The sequence below is a fragment of the Prosthecodimorpha staleyi genome (genome assembly GCF_018729455.1).
In the GTDB taxonomy this organism is placed as follows: domain Bacteria; phylum Pseudomonadota; class Alphaproteobacteria; order Rhizobiales; family Ancalomicrobiaceae; genus Prosthecodimorpha; species Prosthecodimorpha staleyi.
Genome location: NZ_JAHHZF010000009.1, coordinates 92,214 through 108,470, shown reverse-complemented (window position 1 = coordinate 108,470; position 16,257 = coordinate 92,214). Strand labels below are relative to the sequence as shown.

Here is a 16,257-nt window from a genome sequence, read left to right as displayed (position 1 = left end):
AGCGGGGCGTGGGCGCAAGCCCGGCGGTTACGGTTGTAGACCCGCCAGATGGTCCAGCAGCCGGTTGACGTAGCGCGGCGAGACGGCGGGGTCGAGCCGCTCGCCGAAGGCCGGAAAGACCAGCCGGTCGAGTTCGCGCTCCGGATCGGCGGCCATGTGGGGGCCGGCGGCGGCCTCGATCTCCACCGCCGTCATCGGCGCCTCGATCAGCGCCACGACGGCATGGCGGCGCGGCCCGGACTCGACCACCAGCCAGCCGGGAGCGCGCGGCCAGCCGGACGCGTCGAAGCCGATCTCCTCGGCGATCTCGCGCAGGATGTTGGCGAGCGGATCGAGCCGGACGCGCCCGTCCGGACCGACGACCAGATCGTGCGGATCGAAGGATCCCGACGGGGGATAGAGGCGCCCGCCATTGGCGGTGTGCGGCGACATGCGGCCGACCACCAGGCGGCGGTCGGCGGTCAGGATCGCGCCGACCGGGAAGACATGGCGGAAACGGGGGTCCGGCGGGTCAAGGGCGCGCCAGTCCAAGTAGCTGGCGAAATCGGTCAGCGCGCCCTCGCCCGCGAAGACGGCGGCGCCGTCTCGCGTCTCGAAACCGGCCCGCTCGAACAGGAAGAACGGCCCGTTCCAGACCTCCGGCTTGGCCGCGAGGGTTTCGGCCCAGCGCGCCGCGATGCGGGCCTCGTCTTCGGGCGCGAAGCCGTGCCGGCCCGGCCGGATGACCAGGTCGACCGCCTCGACCCGAACGACGGGCGCATCCATCGCCGTACCCGTCACGCCGGGCTCCGGCCGTCGTCGGGGATTTCGAGTTCGATCACCACCGGGCAATGATCGGACGCCTTCGGCCGATCGAAACCGACGCGCGGATAGCGCTCGAACGGGGTGCCGTCCGGATTGCGCGCGCGTGCCGGCACCCGGAACGGCAGCCCGCGGCGGACGATCTCCGGCTTCGCGCGCGGATTGGCGGCGGCGAGCGCCGGCGAGGCGAAGATGTAGTCGAGCTGCGACAGTTCCTTGCCCTCGCCCCACCAATGCGTCCAGCGCTCCTCCCAGGGCAGCCGTTCGATCAGGTTGATGGCGAAGCGGTCGGCGAAGAAGGGATCGAGCCCGGACGCCTCGGCCTTGACCGGCGTCCAGTCCGGCGGCCCCTCGCGGGTTCGCTTGACGGCGATCTTCTCGCGATAGTCGTTCATGTCGCCGCAGATCATCCAGTTGCAGAAGCGGGCGCGCTGGTCGTATTTGCGCTCGACGATCCGGCGCACGGCGCGCGCCTCGGCCCGCCGGATCGCCATGGTCCGATCGCGGTCGCCGCCCATCGATTTCAGATGGCAGACGAAGATGTCGAGCACCTTGCCGGCGATCTCGACCTCGACCTCCAGGCAATCGCGCCGGAAGATGCGGTCGTCCTCGGTATGTCCGCCGCGGCGCAGGTCGTCGTTGAAGAGGTTCAGGTCGCGATAGGTCAGCGTGGCGTGGCTCTTGACCTTGATCGGATAGCCGCGCCGCGCCATCACGGCGACATCGATGCCGCGGCTGTCATTGCCCTGCAGCAGCGCGAATTCCTCGTAGGGCTCGTCGATCGCCTTCTTCAGGTAGCGGTCGTGGAAGTAGCGCAGGGCGCGCAGGTCGTCGACCTCCTGCAGGCAGACGATGTCGGCATCGAGATCGCGGATCGCCTGCGCGGTCATCTGGCGCTGGTCGTCGGAGATCCCGATCTGCACCGCCCGTTCGATCAGCCGCCCCTCGGCCTCGTTGGCATGGTCGTAGAGCCCGACCGCCGCATCCGGGATCCAGGCCCCGGTATGCCGGTCGCGCTCGGCCGTATGCCGCCGCATCAGGTTCTCGACGTTGAAGGTGGCGATGCGGATGGGCATGGATCACATCGAATGAGAGACCAAGGCTTCGGCAGCGTATGGACCGCCGGAGTGTCGTGCTGCCCTGATCTTAGGGCCAAGCCAAGCAGCCGCCAATTCCGGTTCACCCGCCGTGGCCGGCAGTCCCTCGCGACATCCGGGATCGTCCCCGCCGGGGCGGCGCCATGGCCCAACGCTTGACGAATTCGGCGAGCCCCAGATAGCCGACCACCAGCGCGGCGAGGGTCGCGAGCAAGGTCGGCGGCAGGGGAACGAAGCCGAAGGGGGCGCCGAGCGGAGTCAGCGCCAGGAGGAGCGCCACGGCCAGGGCGCCGAGCGAGGTGGCGACCAGCACCCGGTGCGGGCGGCTGGTCCAGGCCGGCGCGGCGGTGCGGATGACGAAGATGACCAGGATCTGGGTGGTCATGGATTCGGCGAACCAGGCGGTGCGGAATTCCGCCGGCTCGGCGGAGAAGACCAGAGCCAGGAGCGCAAAGGTCAGGAGATCGAACACCGAGGAAAGCGGCCCCATGACCAGCGTGAAGCGCAGGATGTCGGCCATGTCCCAGCCGTGCGGACGCGCGGTCTCCTGCGCATCGGCCCGGTCGAACGGGATGCCGACCTCGGAGAGATCGTAGAGCAGGTTGTTGATCAGTACCTGCACGGGGGTGAGCGGCAGGAACGGGATCATCAGCGAGGCGATCGCCATGGACAGCATATTGCCGAAGTTCGACGAGGTGCCCATGCGGACATATTTCATGATGTTGGCGTAGGTCCGCCGGCCCTCGTCGATGCCATCGGCGAGGACACCGAGATCGGGCGCGAGCAGGATCATATCGGCGGCCGCGCGCGCCACGTCCGTCGCCCCCTCGACCGAGAGCCCGACATCGGCCGCCTTGATGGCCGGCGCGTCGTTGATGCCGTCGCCGATGAAGCCGACCCGGTGGCCGCGCGCCTTGAGGGCCCGGATGATGCGCAGCTTCTGGTCCGGCGAGACGCGGGCGAAGAGATCGACCGATCCGACCCGATGCGCCAGCGCGCTGTCGGTCATGGCCTCGATCTCGTGGCCGGTGAGCAGGCCGTGATGCGGCAGGCCGAGAGTCGCGACCAGATGCTGGACGACCGGCGCCGCGTCGCCAGAGATCACCTTGACATGCACGCCGGCCGCCTTCAGGCGCAGGACGGCTGCGGCCGCGGAGGCCTTGGGCGGATCGACGAAGACGCACCAGCCGGCGAAGACGAGTTCCGCCTCGCCGGCCTCGTCGAGCCGCTCCAGGCCGGCCGCCGGGTGCCAGCCGACCGCCAGCAGCCGCATCCCCTCCGCAGCGCGCGCCGCCTCGAAGGCCTCCAGGCGCGCGGCGGCCGGCGCGTCGAGCGGTACGAGCGTGCCGTCCGAGAGTTCGATGCGGGTCGCACGGACGCGCACTTCCTCCGGCGCGCCCTTCACGATCACGATCCGCTCGCCGTCCCGCTCGGCGAGGACGGCGACCCGCCGGCGCTCGAAATCGAACGGGATATCCGCAATGCGCGTCCAGCCGGCTGCGGCCGCCGCCCCATCGCCGGCCAGGATCGCATCGTCGAGCGGGCTGCGGATGCCGGTACCGAGCGCCGCATTGGCGGCGGCGAGCATCAGGACGCGATTGCTCGCTTGGCCGTCGACGCCCAGATGGCCGGTCAACGCGATGCGGGCTTCCGTCAGCGTGCCGGTCTTGTCGGTCGCAAGCACGTCCATCGAGCCGAGATCGTGGATTGCCCCGAGCCGCTTCACCACCACCTTGCGCTCGGCCATGCGCAACGCGCCGCGCGACAGCGACACGGTGACGATCATCGGCAGGAGTTCCGGCGTCAGACCGACCGCCAGCGCGACGGCGAACAGGAAGGACTCGACCACCGGCCGGTGCGAGACCAGATGCGCCAAGAGGACGCCGAGCACCAGGAACACGGTCAGCCGGACGATCAGCACGCCGAGCCGATGCAACCCGACCTCAAAGGCGGTCGGCACCTCGGCAGCCTGCAGGGCCGTGGCGATGCCGCCGAAGCGGGTCGCGGCGCCGGTCCTCAGCACCAGCATCGTGGCCGAGCCGCTGACCAGGCCGGTGCCGCCGAACAGGGCGTCCGTGGCGTCCGCCGCATCCGTCGCCCCGCTCGGGCCGGGACGCTTGTCGACCGGCAGAGGTTCGCCGGTCAAGAGCGCCTCGTCGGCCCGCGCACCGTTGGCCGCCAGCACGATCCCGTCGGCCGGCACCAGGTCGCCGGCCTCCAGCCGGACCACGTCGCCGGGCACCAGCTGGTCGACCGGGAGGCGCTGCACGGCGCCGTCGCGCAGCACGTCGGCATGGATCGCGACCGACTTCTTGAGCGCATCCGCCGTCGCCTCGGCGCGATGCTCCTGGACCACGTCGAGCGCGATCGAGGCGGCGACGATGGCCAGAATGATGACGAAGCTCGGCCACTCCCCGGTCGCACCCGAAACCGCCGCCGCGGCCAGCAGGATCGCGACCATCGGCTCGGCCAGCCGCCGCAGGATCTTGCCGGCGATGCCGCGCCGGCGCTCCTGCGCGACGTCGTTGAGCCCATACCGCGCCAGCCGCTCGTCGGCCTCGCCCGAGGTCAGCCCTTCGATACGCGAGTCGACGGCCGCAAGCGCCGGTTCGGGTCCGTCCAGCCAAAAATGGTCGGTATCATGCCCGGTCGATTGGGGTTGCGGCACCTTGGTCTCCTTGGAACACGCCGCCAGCATGCCCCGCGGCTCCGGTTCCGACCTTGATATGGCGCAGTGCCCTCACCTTCGGCGGTCAGAGATGCGAGACTCTGCCGACGACATCCACCACAACGTCGAGACCTGAGCAGCTGTCCGGGACGGACTTGGCGGCGCGCTTGTCGGAAACGGCGACATAGAGCGCATAGGTGCCCGGCACACGGCCGGCTCCGACGCCGATGCCATTCACGCCGCGGACCGACGAGAGCGCATCCGCAAGCTCGCTTTGAGCCGCGATGGCTCGGTCCATTTCAGTGAGTTCGGACATGGCATCACCCTGATACGATTTCGAGATCCAGAGCGGTCAGGATTGGCTCCATCGGCGACGCATAGGCGAGACCCGTCCCGAAGGTACCACCGGATGAAGTCACCGCGAAGAGCAGGCCCGCAACCCGACAATCGTCGTCCACAATGACGCTGCCACTATCTCCGGGCAAGGCGAAAGGCGCAGCCGAGCGGCTTTCAAACTGAAATTGGCCGTCAAATCGGGCGTATTTATTGCCGTAAGGTACGTTGAGATTGCACACATTGACCTGCCTGACCCGCCCGAACGTCAAGCCGGAGCTCCGCCCGACCTTGACGACATGCATCCCGGGCAGGAGCTCGCTGACAGCGCCGTCGGGGATGGTGCCGTGGCGGCGGCCGCCGGTGTCCAACAGTGTGACCGGGTCGAAATCGGGCTGGCGCGCCAGATGCCGCGCCCAAGCGGCATCGAAGCCATTGGTCGTGTTCGCGAAGGTGATCGGGGCAAACCCGGCGAGCGTGGCTACCGTGTCGGCTTGCTGGCCGCCGTCGAAGCGGCCGGGCTGGAAGATCGGATCGCCGACTTTCGCGCGGTTCGAACTCGCGAGCACATGATTATTCGACAGAAAGCCCGCTCGCCCGCCAGCCTTCGAACGCACGAAACAGCCCAGCGTTCCCGCCGACACGTCCGGATGACCGACACTGCAACCGATCCTGAGCGGATTGCACTGCGTCAGATGCCAGCCGGTCGCGGGCCGAACCCGGCCGCCGACGACAACCTCGAATTCGCCATGACTGCGGCTGGCGATCTCGTCGATGACGGGAGATGCGAGGTCTCGGGTGGACTGCACCGTAATGCCGATGCCGTAGCTGCGCCTGCCGCCCTGATCAATAATGCCGATCCCGATCGCAAAGCCCGGCGCCAGAACGGTGTTTCGCAAGGGCGAGCGGCGATCCCCTCCGGCAACACCATGCACGCCGGCCGGCAGCGCGGTCTCGTCTGCTGCCGGGAGATAATCTGCCACCAACTCCTTGTGCAGTTCCGTCGCACTCTCCCATCGCATCCGTTCTCCCCCCGTCACCTTTCGGAAGGCAGTATGCGGCAGGGTTGCGGGCCCCTCAACATAAAATTGCCGTCCGCGCATAATGCACGGACGGCGATTGTCTTCAGTCCGAGGACCGGCTTTTGCGAACTCAGTTCCGGGTCTTGTCGACCAGGGCCTTCTGCTTGATCCAGGGCATCATGCCGCGCAGCTTGACGCCGACCTCTTCGATCGGGTGAGCGTCGTTCAGGCGGCGGGTGGCCTTGAACTTGGGCTGGCCGGCCTTGCACTCGCGGATCCACTCGGTGGTGAAGGCGCCGGACTGGATGTCCTTGAGCACGCGGCGCATTTCGGCGCGGGTCTCGTCCGTGATGATGCGTGGGCCGGTGACATACTCGCCGAACTCGGCGGTGTTCGAGATCGAGTAGTTCATGTTGGCGATGCCGCCCTCATAGATGAGGTCGACGATCAGCTTCACTTCGTGCAGGCATTCGAAATAGGCCATCTCGGGGGCGTAGCCCGCCTCGACCAGCGTCTCGAAGCCGGCGCGGATCAGTTCGACCAGGCCGCCGCAGAGCACCACCTGCTCGCCGAACAGGTCGGTCTCGCACTCTTCCTTGAAGGTCGTCTCGATGACGCCCGAGCGGCCGCCGCCGACGCCGCAGGCATAGGACAGCGCCAGATCGTGGGCGTTGCCGGAGGCGTCGTGATGAATCGCGATCAGGCAGGGCACGCCGCCGCCGCGCTGATACTCGGAGCGCACGGTGTGGCCCGGGCCCTTCGGGGCGATCATGATCACGTCGACCGTGGACTTGGCCTCGATCAGATTGAAATGCACGTTGAGGCCGTGCGCGAAGGCGATCGCGGCGCCGTCGCGGATGTTCGGGGCGATGTGGTCGTTGTAGATGTCGGCCTGCAGCTCGTCCGGAGCGCACATCATGATCAGGTCGGCCCAGGCTGCGGCATCGGCCACCGACTTCACGGTCAGGCCGTCGGCCTCGACCTTCTTCACCGTGGCCGAGCCGAGCTTCAGCGCGATCGTGACTTCCGCGACGCCGCTGTCCTTCAGGTTCAGGGCATGGGCGCGGCCCTGGCTGCCGTAGCCGACGATGGCCACCTTCTTGCCCTTGATCAGATTGATGTCGGCATCACGATCGTAATAGACGCGCATGGAAGCGTTCCCCCCGGTTCGGGTGTTGTCGGCTGGACTGATCTCGCCCGGTCGCGATGAGACGCGGGGCGCGAAAATCGTGGAGCGGTTTAGCGGGAGAGACCACGGAGGGCAACCGTCCGAACGCCTGCAAGGGCGCGGAATCCGGTCGCAGACGCCGAAAACGCCGTCGCGTGGGCCAGCCATGCCGTCCAAGCATGCTTGGGACGGCATATCGCTGCACTGCAGCAAAAAACGCAGACCTCGCCGCCGTCACGCCGGTCCGGGCCGGCACCCGGCCCGCGAGCCGCCGCAGTACCGCCCGGTCAGCGGTCAGCGCAGGATTTCGTAGAGCTGGAAGCCGTTGCCGTCATGGACCAGCGACAGGAGGTCGGGATCCGGATTGGCGCGGCCGCGCTCGGTGAACAGCACCAGGACGAAATCGTGCTTCTCCTGCCAGCGATCCCAATAGTGGCCGGTCGCCGCACCTTCGACCATCGTGGCGGCGATCAGCTGGCTGATATTCGGCGGCGTGCCGTCCTCGGTGTCGACGCGGTCCTCATAGGGCCGGCGCACGCGCAGGATCTGCTTGCCCGGCACGGTGAACTCGGTCGAGACCAGGGCCGAGCGCTCGATCACGGCGGTGCTGGCCAGATGGCTGATCGCATCCTGCTCGCGCTGGCTGAGCTGCGGTTCGTCCGCATAGGCGACGATGAACTTCTGGCCGCGGTCGAGACCCTGGACGACCGCACGGAATTCGTCATGCGCTTTGGCCAGATGCAGCCACTGCGCGGTCACGTCGCCGACCCGGATGGTCGAGATCGCCAGGACCAGCAAGATGAACGCCCGCGCCACGGCCGGCTGGCCGAGACGGATGCTGCCGAAGCCGATCAGCGTCAGCAGCATCGCCACCGGCAGGCGCTGGTCGGCCATGTAGGAGCCGAACAGAACGGTCGGCAGAGCCAGGAAGACCGCACAGCTGACGACAGCGAACACCGCCGCCGCCGGATGGAAGCTGATCAGCGAACGCCGCGCCGCCCAGGCCAGCGCGGCGGCACAAACCACCAGCACGGCAATGTCGATCGGGTCCGAATAGGCCCGAAAGATCATGGTGATCGAATCGAGCTTGCCCTGCGCGCTCCACTCGTATTCGGCCGCCAGCCCCCAGGTGGCGCTCGCCAGCAGGAGCGGAACGATCGGCAGCGCCGGCACGGCCAGCGCGGCGAAATCGAACGCCAGGCGGCGATCGACCTTCAGCCCGCGGCGATACCAGAGCCAGAGCTCATAGGAGCCGATGGCGAGGCCGTAGAGCCCGACGGCGCAGAGATGGCACAGGAAGGTCAGCGCCACGACGGCGCCCGATACCACCATGCGCAGCGCCATCGACCGCTCGCGCAGCACGATCCAGGCGGCCAGGCCCCACATGGCGAAGCCGGCGCCCATCAGGTAGTTCATCAGGCCGACCAGGAAGACCTGATTGTAGAGGATCAGGAACGCCACCAGCGGCCACGGCTCGAAGCGCCGGTTGAGCGCCCAGCTGATCGCCATCGGCCCGGAGGCGAGCATGAACATGGTCAGCGCGACGAAGATCTGGCCCGACACATAGATGTCGAAGACCCGTGCCAGCCGCGGCACGACCAGATCCATCGCCAGATTGGGCAGAAGCTGCCAGTCGACCGCGTAGAAATCCGACAGGAAACGATCCGAGGCCCCGACCGCCATCACGTGCATGCGCGCGAGATGGTTGATGTAGTCGTTGAGCGGCGCGACCTTCACGGCGAAGATCGGGACGCAGACCGTCGCGAACAGGAGAGCGAAGACGAGCCCGACACTCGGAGTGGCAGCCCGGGCGCGCGCACCGATGGCGGCTGCGCGAAGCAAAGTCGATTCGCTCATGACGGATTGGGGTCGCTTTTTCGGGAGAAACAGTTCGCAGCCGAAGCACCGCGAACGCCCCGTTTATAGCGTTTTCAGCCTGTCAGACAGCTGACCGGACGGCGACTTTTTCATGAAATCGCCAAGGGTGTAGCAAGAATGCCGAAGCCCCGGCGCAGGACCGGGGCCTCGCGTTGCGGCACTGCGGTAATGCGTCACCGGCTGGCCGGAGGGGCCACCCGGTGATGCCTGGATCAGGTCCGTTCCGGGCCGCGCCGGATGGCGGCGACGCCGGTGCGCGAGACCTCGACCAGGCCGAGCGGGACCATGATCGAGACGAACTGGTCGATCTTGTCGCCCTTGCCGGTGATCTCGAAGATGAAGCTCTCGGTGGTGGCGTCCATCACGCGGGCGTTGAAGGCCTCCGCCAGCCGCAGCGCCTCGACGCGCATCTCGCCGGTGCCGCGCACCTTGATCAGCGCCAGTTCGCGCTCCAGCGCCGGACCCGAGACGGTCAGGTCGATCACCCGGTGCACCGGAACCATGCGATCGAGCTGGTTCTTGATCTGGGTGATCACCATCGGGGTACCGGTGGTGACGATGGTGATGCGCGAGAGATGCTTCTCGTGCTCGGTCTCCGAGACCGTCAGGCTGTCGATATTGTAGCCGCGGCCCGAGAACAGGCCGATCACCCGGGCGAGGACGCCGGGCTCGTTGTCGACGAGAACCGAGAGGGTGTGCCTCTCGGTGGTCTTCGGCGCGTCATCAAGGAAATAGGCCGAATGGGACTGCCCGGGCGTGGTCATGGCGTTCATATCCGTGGCTCATTGGCTGGAGCCCGTCCCGTCCGGATTGAAGCGATCCGGACGGGTCAGGGCCGAACGAAGGAAACGGGAGCGTTGCGGGATCGACGGCCGGGCGTCAGACCAGCATCTTGCCTTCGGCGCCGATCGCCTGGCCGATGTCGTCGTCCGACACCTCCTCGCCGAGCAGCATCTCGTTATGCGCCTTGCCCGACGGGATCATCGGGAAGCAGTTGGCGAGGCTCGCCACGCGGCAGTCGAACAGGACCGGCTTCTTCACCGCGATCATCTCCTCGATCTTGTCGTCCAACTCGTCCGGCCGGTCGGCCCGGATGCCGACGCCGCCATAGGCCTCGGCGAGCTTGACGAAGTCCGGCATCGCCTCGGTGTAGCTGTGCGACAGACGATTGCCGTGCAGCAGCTGCTGCCACTGCCGGACCATGCCCATATACTGGTTGTTCAGGATGAAGATCTTGATCGGGGCCTCGTACTGCACCGCCGACGACAGTTCCTGGATGGTCATCTGCACCGAGGCATCGCCGGCGATGTCGATGACCAGCGAGTCCGGATGGGCGATCTGCACGCCGAGCGCCGCCGGCAGGCCGTAGCCCATCGTGCCGAGACCGCCCGAGGTCAGCCAGCGGTTCGGTTCGTCGAAGCCGAAATACTGCGCCGCCCACATCTGATGCTGACCGACTTCGGTGGTGATGTAGGTGTCGTGCTTGCGCGTCAACTGATAGAGCCGCTCGATCGCGTATTGCGGCATGATCACGTCGCGGTTCTTGCGGTAGGCGAGGCACTTCTTGGCGCGCCAGCGGGCGATCTCGCCCCACCAGGCGGCATGGGCGGCGGCATCGCGCACCGGCTTCGCCTCCTTCCACATGGCCACCATGGCGGCGAGCACACGCGCCACGTCGCCGATGATCGGCACGTCGACGCGGATGTTCTTGTTGATCGAGGACGGATCGATGTCGATGTGGATCTTCTTCGAGTTCGGCGAGAAGGCGTCGGTGCGGCCGGTGATGCGGTCGTCGAAGCGGGCGCCGATGCAGACCATCACGTCGCAGTCGTGCATGGCCAGATTGGCCTCGTAGGTGCCGTGCATGCCCAGCATGCCGAGCCAGTTCTTGCCCGAGGCCGGATAGGCGCCGAGGCCCATCAGGGTCGAGGTGATCGGGAAGCCGGTCAGCTCGACCAGCTCGCGCAGCAGCCGGGTCGCCTCCGGGCCGGAATTGATCACACCGCCGCCGGTATAGAGGATCGGCTTCTTGGCGCCGGCCATCAGCCGCACCGCCTCGCGCATGGCGCGCTCGTCGCCGTCGACGCGCGGCTGGTACTGGGTCAGCCGGGCGCCCTTCAGGTTCTCGTAGAGGCCGGTCTTGAACTGGATGTCCTTCGGGATGTCGACCACGACCGGACCGGGACGGCCGGTCGCGGCAATGCGGAAGGCCTCGTGCAGGATGCGCGGCAGGTCCTCGATGCGCTTGACCAGCCAGTTGTGCTTGGTGCAGGGCCGGGTGATGCCGACGGTGTCGCATTCCTGGAAGGCGTCGTTGCCGATCAGGTGCGTCGGCACCTGGCCGGTGATGCAGACCATCGGGATGGAATCCATCAGCGCGTCGGCGAGCGGGGTGACCATATTGGTCGCGCCGGGCCCGGAGGTGACCAGCGCCACGCCGACCTTGCCGGTCGAGCGGGCATAGCCCTCGGCAGCATGGCCGGCGCCCTGCTCGTGGCGGACCAGGATGTGCTGAACCTTGTCCTGCTGGAACAGCTCGTCATAGATCGGGAGTACGGCGCCGCCGGGATAGCCGAAGATGTGCTCGACGCCCTGGTCGATCAGGGCCTGAACCACCATTTCCGCACCGGTCATTTCCCGTGTCATCGGTCTTCCCTTTCACGTCTCGGGCCTCTCTCGGGCCTTCGTTCGAGTGTCCTTCGGGCATGAAAAAAGGGGCCTTGAAGGGGCCCCTTGCTGCGCGCGAACCTGTCGTGACGGATCAGAGACCCGTCCCGCTCGCGCGCTCCCTAAGTACGATAATGGTCCGCAGCGACATGACGCGCGTTTCCCAGCTCTGTTCGATGGGCGCGGACCCTACGCCTCGTTGGCTGTCCGGTCAAGCGGCCAGCCGCCGACTTTCTCGCCAGACAGCGGAAGCCCCGCAACGGCAGACACCGTTGCGGGGCCTCGATCATGAACCGTCCGATCAGCCGGCGATGCCGCGGAGCGGGTCGGTGAGGCTTGCCATCGGGAAACGCTGGCGGCCCTGCATCTGGGTGAAGGCAGTGGTCAGCGCGTCGAAGCGTTCCTGGCCGGTCTTGGTCGGGTCGGCGAAGGTGTCGCGCACCATGCCGGTTTCGGCGAACTGAGGTTCCAGATTGAGCTCGAACGGCGACCCCATCGCGAAATAGCGGTCGAAGACCAGTTGGCTGAGCATCTTCATGCGCTCGTCGGAGGCGGTGCCGATGAGGTTGACCGGCAGCTGCGCCAACGGCTTGACGTTATCGTCCGGCGGGCTCAGGGCCTTGCGCAGGTCTTCCAGATCCTGCGGCGTCACTTCGCCATTACCGGCAATCTTCGACAGACAGGCCAGCGCCATGGCGGACCCGAAATTGTCCTGGTTGGTCTTGGCGCCGAAATGCGACCAGAATTCCGGGCTGCTGCACACGTCGAAGTGCTTGCCGAAGAAATCGATCATCTTCTCGCCATCGATCCCGGTGCCCTTGTAGGGATCGTCGAAGAACGGATCTTCGAGCGCCGTCGTGGCGTCCCGCGGCCGGCCGTGGCTGCGCTGGATGCCGGACTGTTCGTCGCGCAGACCCGCCACTTCCAGTGAACCGACGATGACGCGGCTCTTCTCGGCCTCGTTCTGCAGCACCGTATCCCGGAGCGCCGCGACCAGATCGCCGGAGTTCATGACGGCGTTTTCCGTGAACCGATCCATGAACGGGGTCGGGCCGGTGCCGTTGATGTGCGGCGTCTCGTAGCCGCGGCCCTCCAGGCGATCCTTGACCATGGCGGCCAGTTCGGTGACCACGCCGCCCATATCGTTGACCTTGCCGCAGGCCTGCATGATTCCCATCGCGCCCGGGTCGTTCATGTCGTCGACCTTGGACATCACATAGGCGGAGCCGTTCTGGCCAAGGTCCTGGACCAGGGAGGGATTGTTCTGCAGGGTCCGGTACAGGCGGAACAGCTGCATGTCGGACATGTCGTCCAGCTTGTCGCCGAACTGCGCCTGGACTTCCTGACGCAGGCCGTCGCGGGACGCATCCTGCGGGAAGGGGTTGTGACCGATCCATTCGGCGAGCGCCAGATAGATCAACGGCTCGCTCGGCTTGCTCCGGGTCAGTTCATGCAGGGCGTTGTCGGTCGCCTGCGGTCCATTGGTCACCGCCAGCGGCGACGGCGTGCTGACGCGGCTGCCGAGCAGCGACGTGAAGAAGTGCTTCACGTCCATCCAGACGGTCTTCAGCGAGCTGGTCGCGCGCGGCTGGGCCTGACCGCCCTCGACCTGATGACCGCCCATCTCGCCGACACCCTGCTGGCCGACGCCCTGCTGACCGACAACGTGCTGGTCCTGCGGGACCACGCCGACGCCGACACCGATCGGCTGATGCACGGGGGGCTGGTTCTGTACTGGGCCGGCCATGGTCGTCTCCTGACTGTCGTCTTCGGTGGCGGCGGTCGGCCGCATCATCTGCTGTCCGGATACTGCATTCGACCTGCCGGTTCGGATGATCTCGCGATCGAATGCAGTGCTCTATGACCGTGATACTAGCCGCAGGTGGCGCCGTGCCTGTGCCAAACGAGACAAAATCGTACGATCGCCCCATCGCCCATCGGCAGGCCGGTTTGCCCGCGGCGCCCCGACACGGCGGGGGATCGCGCACCCGCCCCCCGACCGATACCGCCTACAAAGATGCGGTCGTCGTCAGACGCGCAGAAAGGTCTCGCCCGTACCGAAGTCCGGCGCGGCCTCGGCGGAGCCCGACGTCTTGCGGCTGAGCCGATCGATCCAGGCCTTGGCATGGGTCACGAAATCCTCGATCGCCGCGGCGAATTCGGCATAGTCCGTTTTGTTCATGTCGAGACGGCGCGTGAGCAGGATTTCGCCGAGATGGCTGTCGATGCCGATCACCGAGGCGCCCGTGCCGCGGCCGAACAGATTGCCTTCCAGCAGGCTGCGCATCAGCGCCTCTGCGCCGCTGGTCGGCAGGATGCCGATGGCCGTGTGCAGATAGGCGACCGACCCCTCGACCGCCTCGATATCGACCGGCAGCGTGCCGTCGAAGACGAGCCGGCAGCCCCCGGCACTGTCGAGCTTCAAGGTCAAGCCGATCTGTCGGCCGAGCTGTTGTACGGCATCCGCAAGCTGCATGGTTTCCTCCCCTGGACGACGCTCCGTCCTGCATTCCGTCTCCGTCCGGTGCCGTCGCGCTGGCGTCAGCGTGCGGCGGGACGACAGGCCGCGAAGCCCGATCGGTCCCGGACGTGGGCCGACACTCCCGGTCGATGCGCCCTTCGCGGTCTGCGACCGCGAGGCACACGCGCCGCCCCAATCTCCACTCTATGCGTCCGTGGAATGGGCCGGTGTGACGAAGGCGACACCAGCGGCGCGCGGCCCCTCACCGGCAGCCAGCCGATCAAGCCGGCGCCGACACGGCACGCCGCGGCCAGTCGGCCATCTGATTGCGGAACCAGGTTTCCTGGCGCTTGGCATATTGCCGGCTTTCGGCTTGGCCGCGCCGGATCGCCTCCTCGAGCGTGATCTCGCCGCGCACCGACATGATCAGCGGCTTGACGCCGATCGCCCGCATCGCCGGCAGGTTCGGATCGAGCCCGAGCGCATCGAGCGCCGCCACCTCGTCGAGGGCGCCGGCCGCCACCATGGCCTCGAAACGTCGATCGATCCGACGATGCAGTTCCGCGCGATCGATGGCGAGCACGATCCGCTCCACGCCCGGCCCGTCCAGAAGCGGCGGCAGCCCGGGGGCGGCCTGCCAGTCGGCGAGCGAGCGGCCGGTGGCGTCGATCACCTCCAAGGCGCGCAGGATGCGCTGCGCGTCACTCGACCTGAGGCGGGCCGCCATGTCGGGATCGCGCCGGTCCAGTTCGGCATGGAGCGCCGCCGCCGGCTCGCTCAGCCCGCGCTGCCGCCAGGCCGTGCGGACTTCATCCGGAATCTCCGGAACGGCCGACAGGCCCTCCGTTAGGCAACGGAAATAGAGCCCGGTGCCACCGACCACCACGGCCGGCTGGCCAGCGGCTTCGAGCGCGGCAAGCGTGTGTTGCATGTCGGCGCGCCAGGACGCGACCGAATACGCGGTCGCGGCCGGAACATGGCCGTAGAGCCGGTGCGGCACGCGCGCCGCGTCCTCGGCCGTCGGACGCGCAGTCACGATGGCGAGTTCGCGATAGACCTGCATGGAATCGGCATTGACCACGGCGCCGCCGATCCGCTCGGCCACCGTCATGGCCAGGGCCGACTTGCCGCTGGCGGTCGGGCCTGCGATAAGAACCGCGCGCGGCCGGACTTGCCTCATGCCGCCCATTCCGCCTTCCGTTCCCCGAGGCCGGCCGGGGTGCCCGCCCGTCGGGCCGCTCGATGCCGGCCCCTGCTTATCCCCGGACGATGACCCACGTTGCAACCCTGATCTCGTCGCCCGCCGCGCCGGCCCTCACCCCGGAGGCGATCGCCGCCGCGCGCCGTCGGCTCGGCTCCGGCGACACCGTCCCGTTGGACCCGGGCGTCGCCGCCGACCTGCATTTCGTGCCCGCGGCCGGGACCGATCCGGAAACGGACCTGCGCATCACGCTCGCCGGGCTGCCGCTCGACATCGTCGTGCAACCGGTCGAGGGCCGGCGCAAGCGCCTGCTGATCGCCGACATGGATTCGACCATGATCGGCCAGGAATGCATCGACGAACTGGCCGCCGAGATCGGCATCAAGGATCATGTCGCGGCGATCACCGAGCGGGCCATGCGCGGCGAACTCGCCTTCGAGCCGGCCTTGCGCGAGCGCGTCGGCCTGCTCGCCGGGATCGATGCCGGCGTGGTCGACCGGATCATCGCGGCGCGCATCACGCTGACGCCGGGCGGCCCCGAACTCGTGCGCACCATGCGGGCGAACGGCGCCTATACGGCGCTGGTCTCGGGCGGCTTCACGGTCTTCACCGGGCCGATCGCCGGCCGGATCGGCTTCGACGAGAATCGCGCCAACACGCTGCTGGCCGAGGACGGCCGTCTGGTCGGGCGGGTCGCCGAGCCGATCCTCGGCGCCGAGGCCAAACTCGCCTCGCTGCACGAACTCGCGACGACCCGGGATATCCCGATGGCCCTGACGCTCGCCGTCGGCGACGGCGCCAATGACCTGCCGATGCTGCAGGCCGCCGGCCTCGGCGTGGCTTTCCGGGCGAAGCCCAAGGTCGCCGCCGCGGCCGCGGCCCGCATCGAGCATGCCGACCTGACCGCCCTCCTCTATCTTCAGGGCTACCGCCGGGCGGAGTTCGTCGCGGCCTGACGGCG

General features: G+C 67.8%; 13 protein-coding genes. 1 reads left to right on the top strand and 12 read right to left on the bottom strand.

Annotated elements, in window-relative coordinates:
* Positions 1 to 27 precede the first annotated feature (27 nt).
* From KL771_RS18400 to miaA, 12 genes are all read right to left on the bottom strand, one after another.
* A complete protein-coding gene (locus tag KL771_RS18400) occupies positions 28 to 780 on the bottom strand; it encodes a hypothetical protein (RefSeq protein ID WP_261969979.1) in 753 nt (250 codons plus the stop codon).
* The gene (locus tag KL771_RS18395) at positions 777 to 1,877 is read right to left on the bottom strand and encodes an endonuclease/exonuclease/phosphatase family protein (protein ID WP_261969978.1); all 1,101 of its coding nucleotides are present in this window, start codon (positions 1,875 to 1,877) and stop codon (positions 777 to 779) included. Before KL771_RS18395 ends, KL771_RS18400 begins: the two co-directional genes overlap by 4 nt.
* Before the next feature lie 103 nt (positions 1,878 to 1,980).
* Positions 1,981 to 4,596 carry a magnesium-translocating P-type ATPase gene (gene mgtA, locus KL771_RS18390; RefSeq protein ID WP_261969977.1) on the bottom strand — a complete coding sequence of 872 codons (2,616 nt, stop codon included), beginning with the start codon at positions 4,594 to 4,596 and terminating at the stop codon, positions 1,981 to 1,983.
* 55 nt (positions 4,597 to 4,651) lie between these two features.
* Entirely contained in the window at positions 4,652 to 4,882 is a 231-nt protein-coding gene (locus tag KL771_RS18385; protein ID WP_261969976.1) for a hypothetical protein, read from the bottom strand.
* A gap of 4 nt (positions 4,883 to 4,886) precedes the next feature.
* Complete coding sequence (locus tag KL771_RS18380; protein WP_261969975.1) at positions 4,887 to 5,921, bottom strand: S1 family peptidase; 1,035 nt, start codon at positions 5,919 to 5,921, stop codon at positions 4,887 to 4,889.
* 130 nt (positions 5,922 to 6,051) lie between these two features.
* Positions 6,052 to 7,071 (bottom strand): ketol-acid reductoisomerase, encoded by a 1,020-nt coding sequence (gene ilvC / locus KL771_RS18375; protein WP_261969974.1) that lies wholly within the window; start codon positions 7,069 to 7,071, stop codon positions 6,052 to 6,054.
* A gap of 312 nt (positions 7,072 to 7,383) precedes the next feature.
* A complete protein-coding gene (locus KL771_RS18370) occupies positions 7,384 to 8,946 on the bottom strand; it encodes a hypothetical protein (protein WP_261969973.1) in 1,563 nt (520 codons plus the stop codon).
* A gap of 233 nt (positions 8,947 to 9,179) precedes the next feature.
* A complete protein-coding gene (gene ilvN / locus KL771_RS18365) occupies positions 9,180 to 9,731 on the bottom strand; it encodes an acetolactate synthase small subunit (RefSeq protein WP_261969972.1) in 552 nt (183 codons plus the stop codon).
* 115 nt (positions 9,732 to 9,846) lie between these two features.
* On the bottom strand, positions 9,847 to 11,613 hold the full coding sequence (locus KL771_RS18360) for an acetolactate synthase 3 large subunit (RefSeq protein WP_315901511.1): 1,767 nt from the start codon (positions 11,611 to 11,613) through the stop codon (positions 9,847 to 9,849).
* Between the two features lie 322 nt (positions 11,614 to 11,935).
* A complete protein-coding gene (locus KL771_RS18355; RefSeq protein ID WP_261969970.1) occupies positions 11,936 to 13,429 on the bottom strand; it encodes a hypothetical protein in 1,494 nt (497 codons plus the stop codon).
* A gap of 234 nt (positions 13,430 to 13,663) precedes the next feature.
* Positions 13,664 to 14,110 carry a type III secretion system chaperone gene (locus KL771_RS18350; RefSeq protein WP_261969969.1) on the bottom strand — a complete coding sequence of 149 codons (447 nt, stop codon included), beginning with the start codon at positions 14,108 to 14,110 and terminating at the stop codon, positions 13,664 to 13,666.
* A gap of 265 nt (positions 14,111 to 14,375) precedes the next feature.
* Positions 14,376 to 15,275 carry a tRNA (adenosine(37)-N6)-dimethylallyltransferase MiaA gene (gene miaA / locus KL771_RS18345; RefSeq protein WP_261969968.1) on the bottom strand — a complete coding sequence of 300 codons (900 nt, stop codon included), beginning with the start codon at positions 15,273 to 15,275 and terminating at the stop codon, positions 14,376 to 14,378.
* A gap of 89 nt (positions 15,276 to 15,364) precedes the next feature.
* Here miaA and serB point away from each other — a divergent pair, with 89 nt between their 5' ends.
* The gene (gene serB / locus KL771_RS18340) at positions 15,365 to 16,252 is read left to right on the top strand and encodes a phosphoserine phosphatase SerB (RefSeq protein WP_261969967.1); all 888 of its coding nucleotides are present in this window, start codon (positions 15,365 to 15,367) and stop codon (positions 16,250 to 16,252) included.
* Positions 16,253 to 16,257 lie beyond the last annotated feature (5 nt).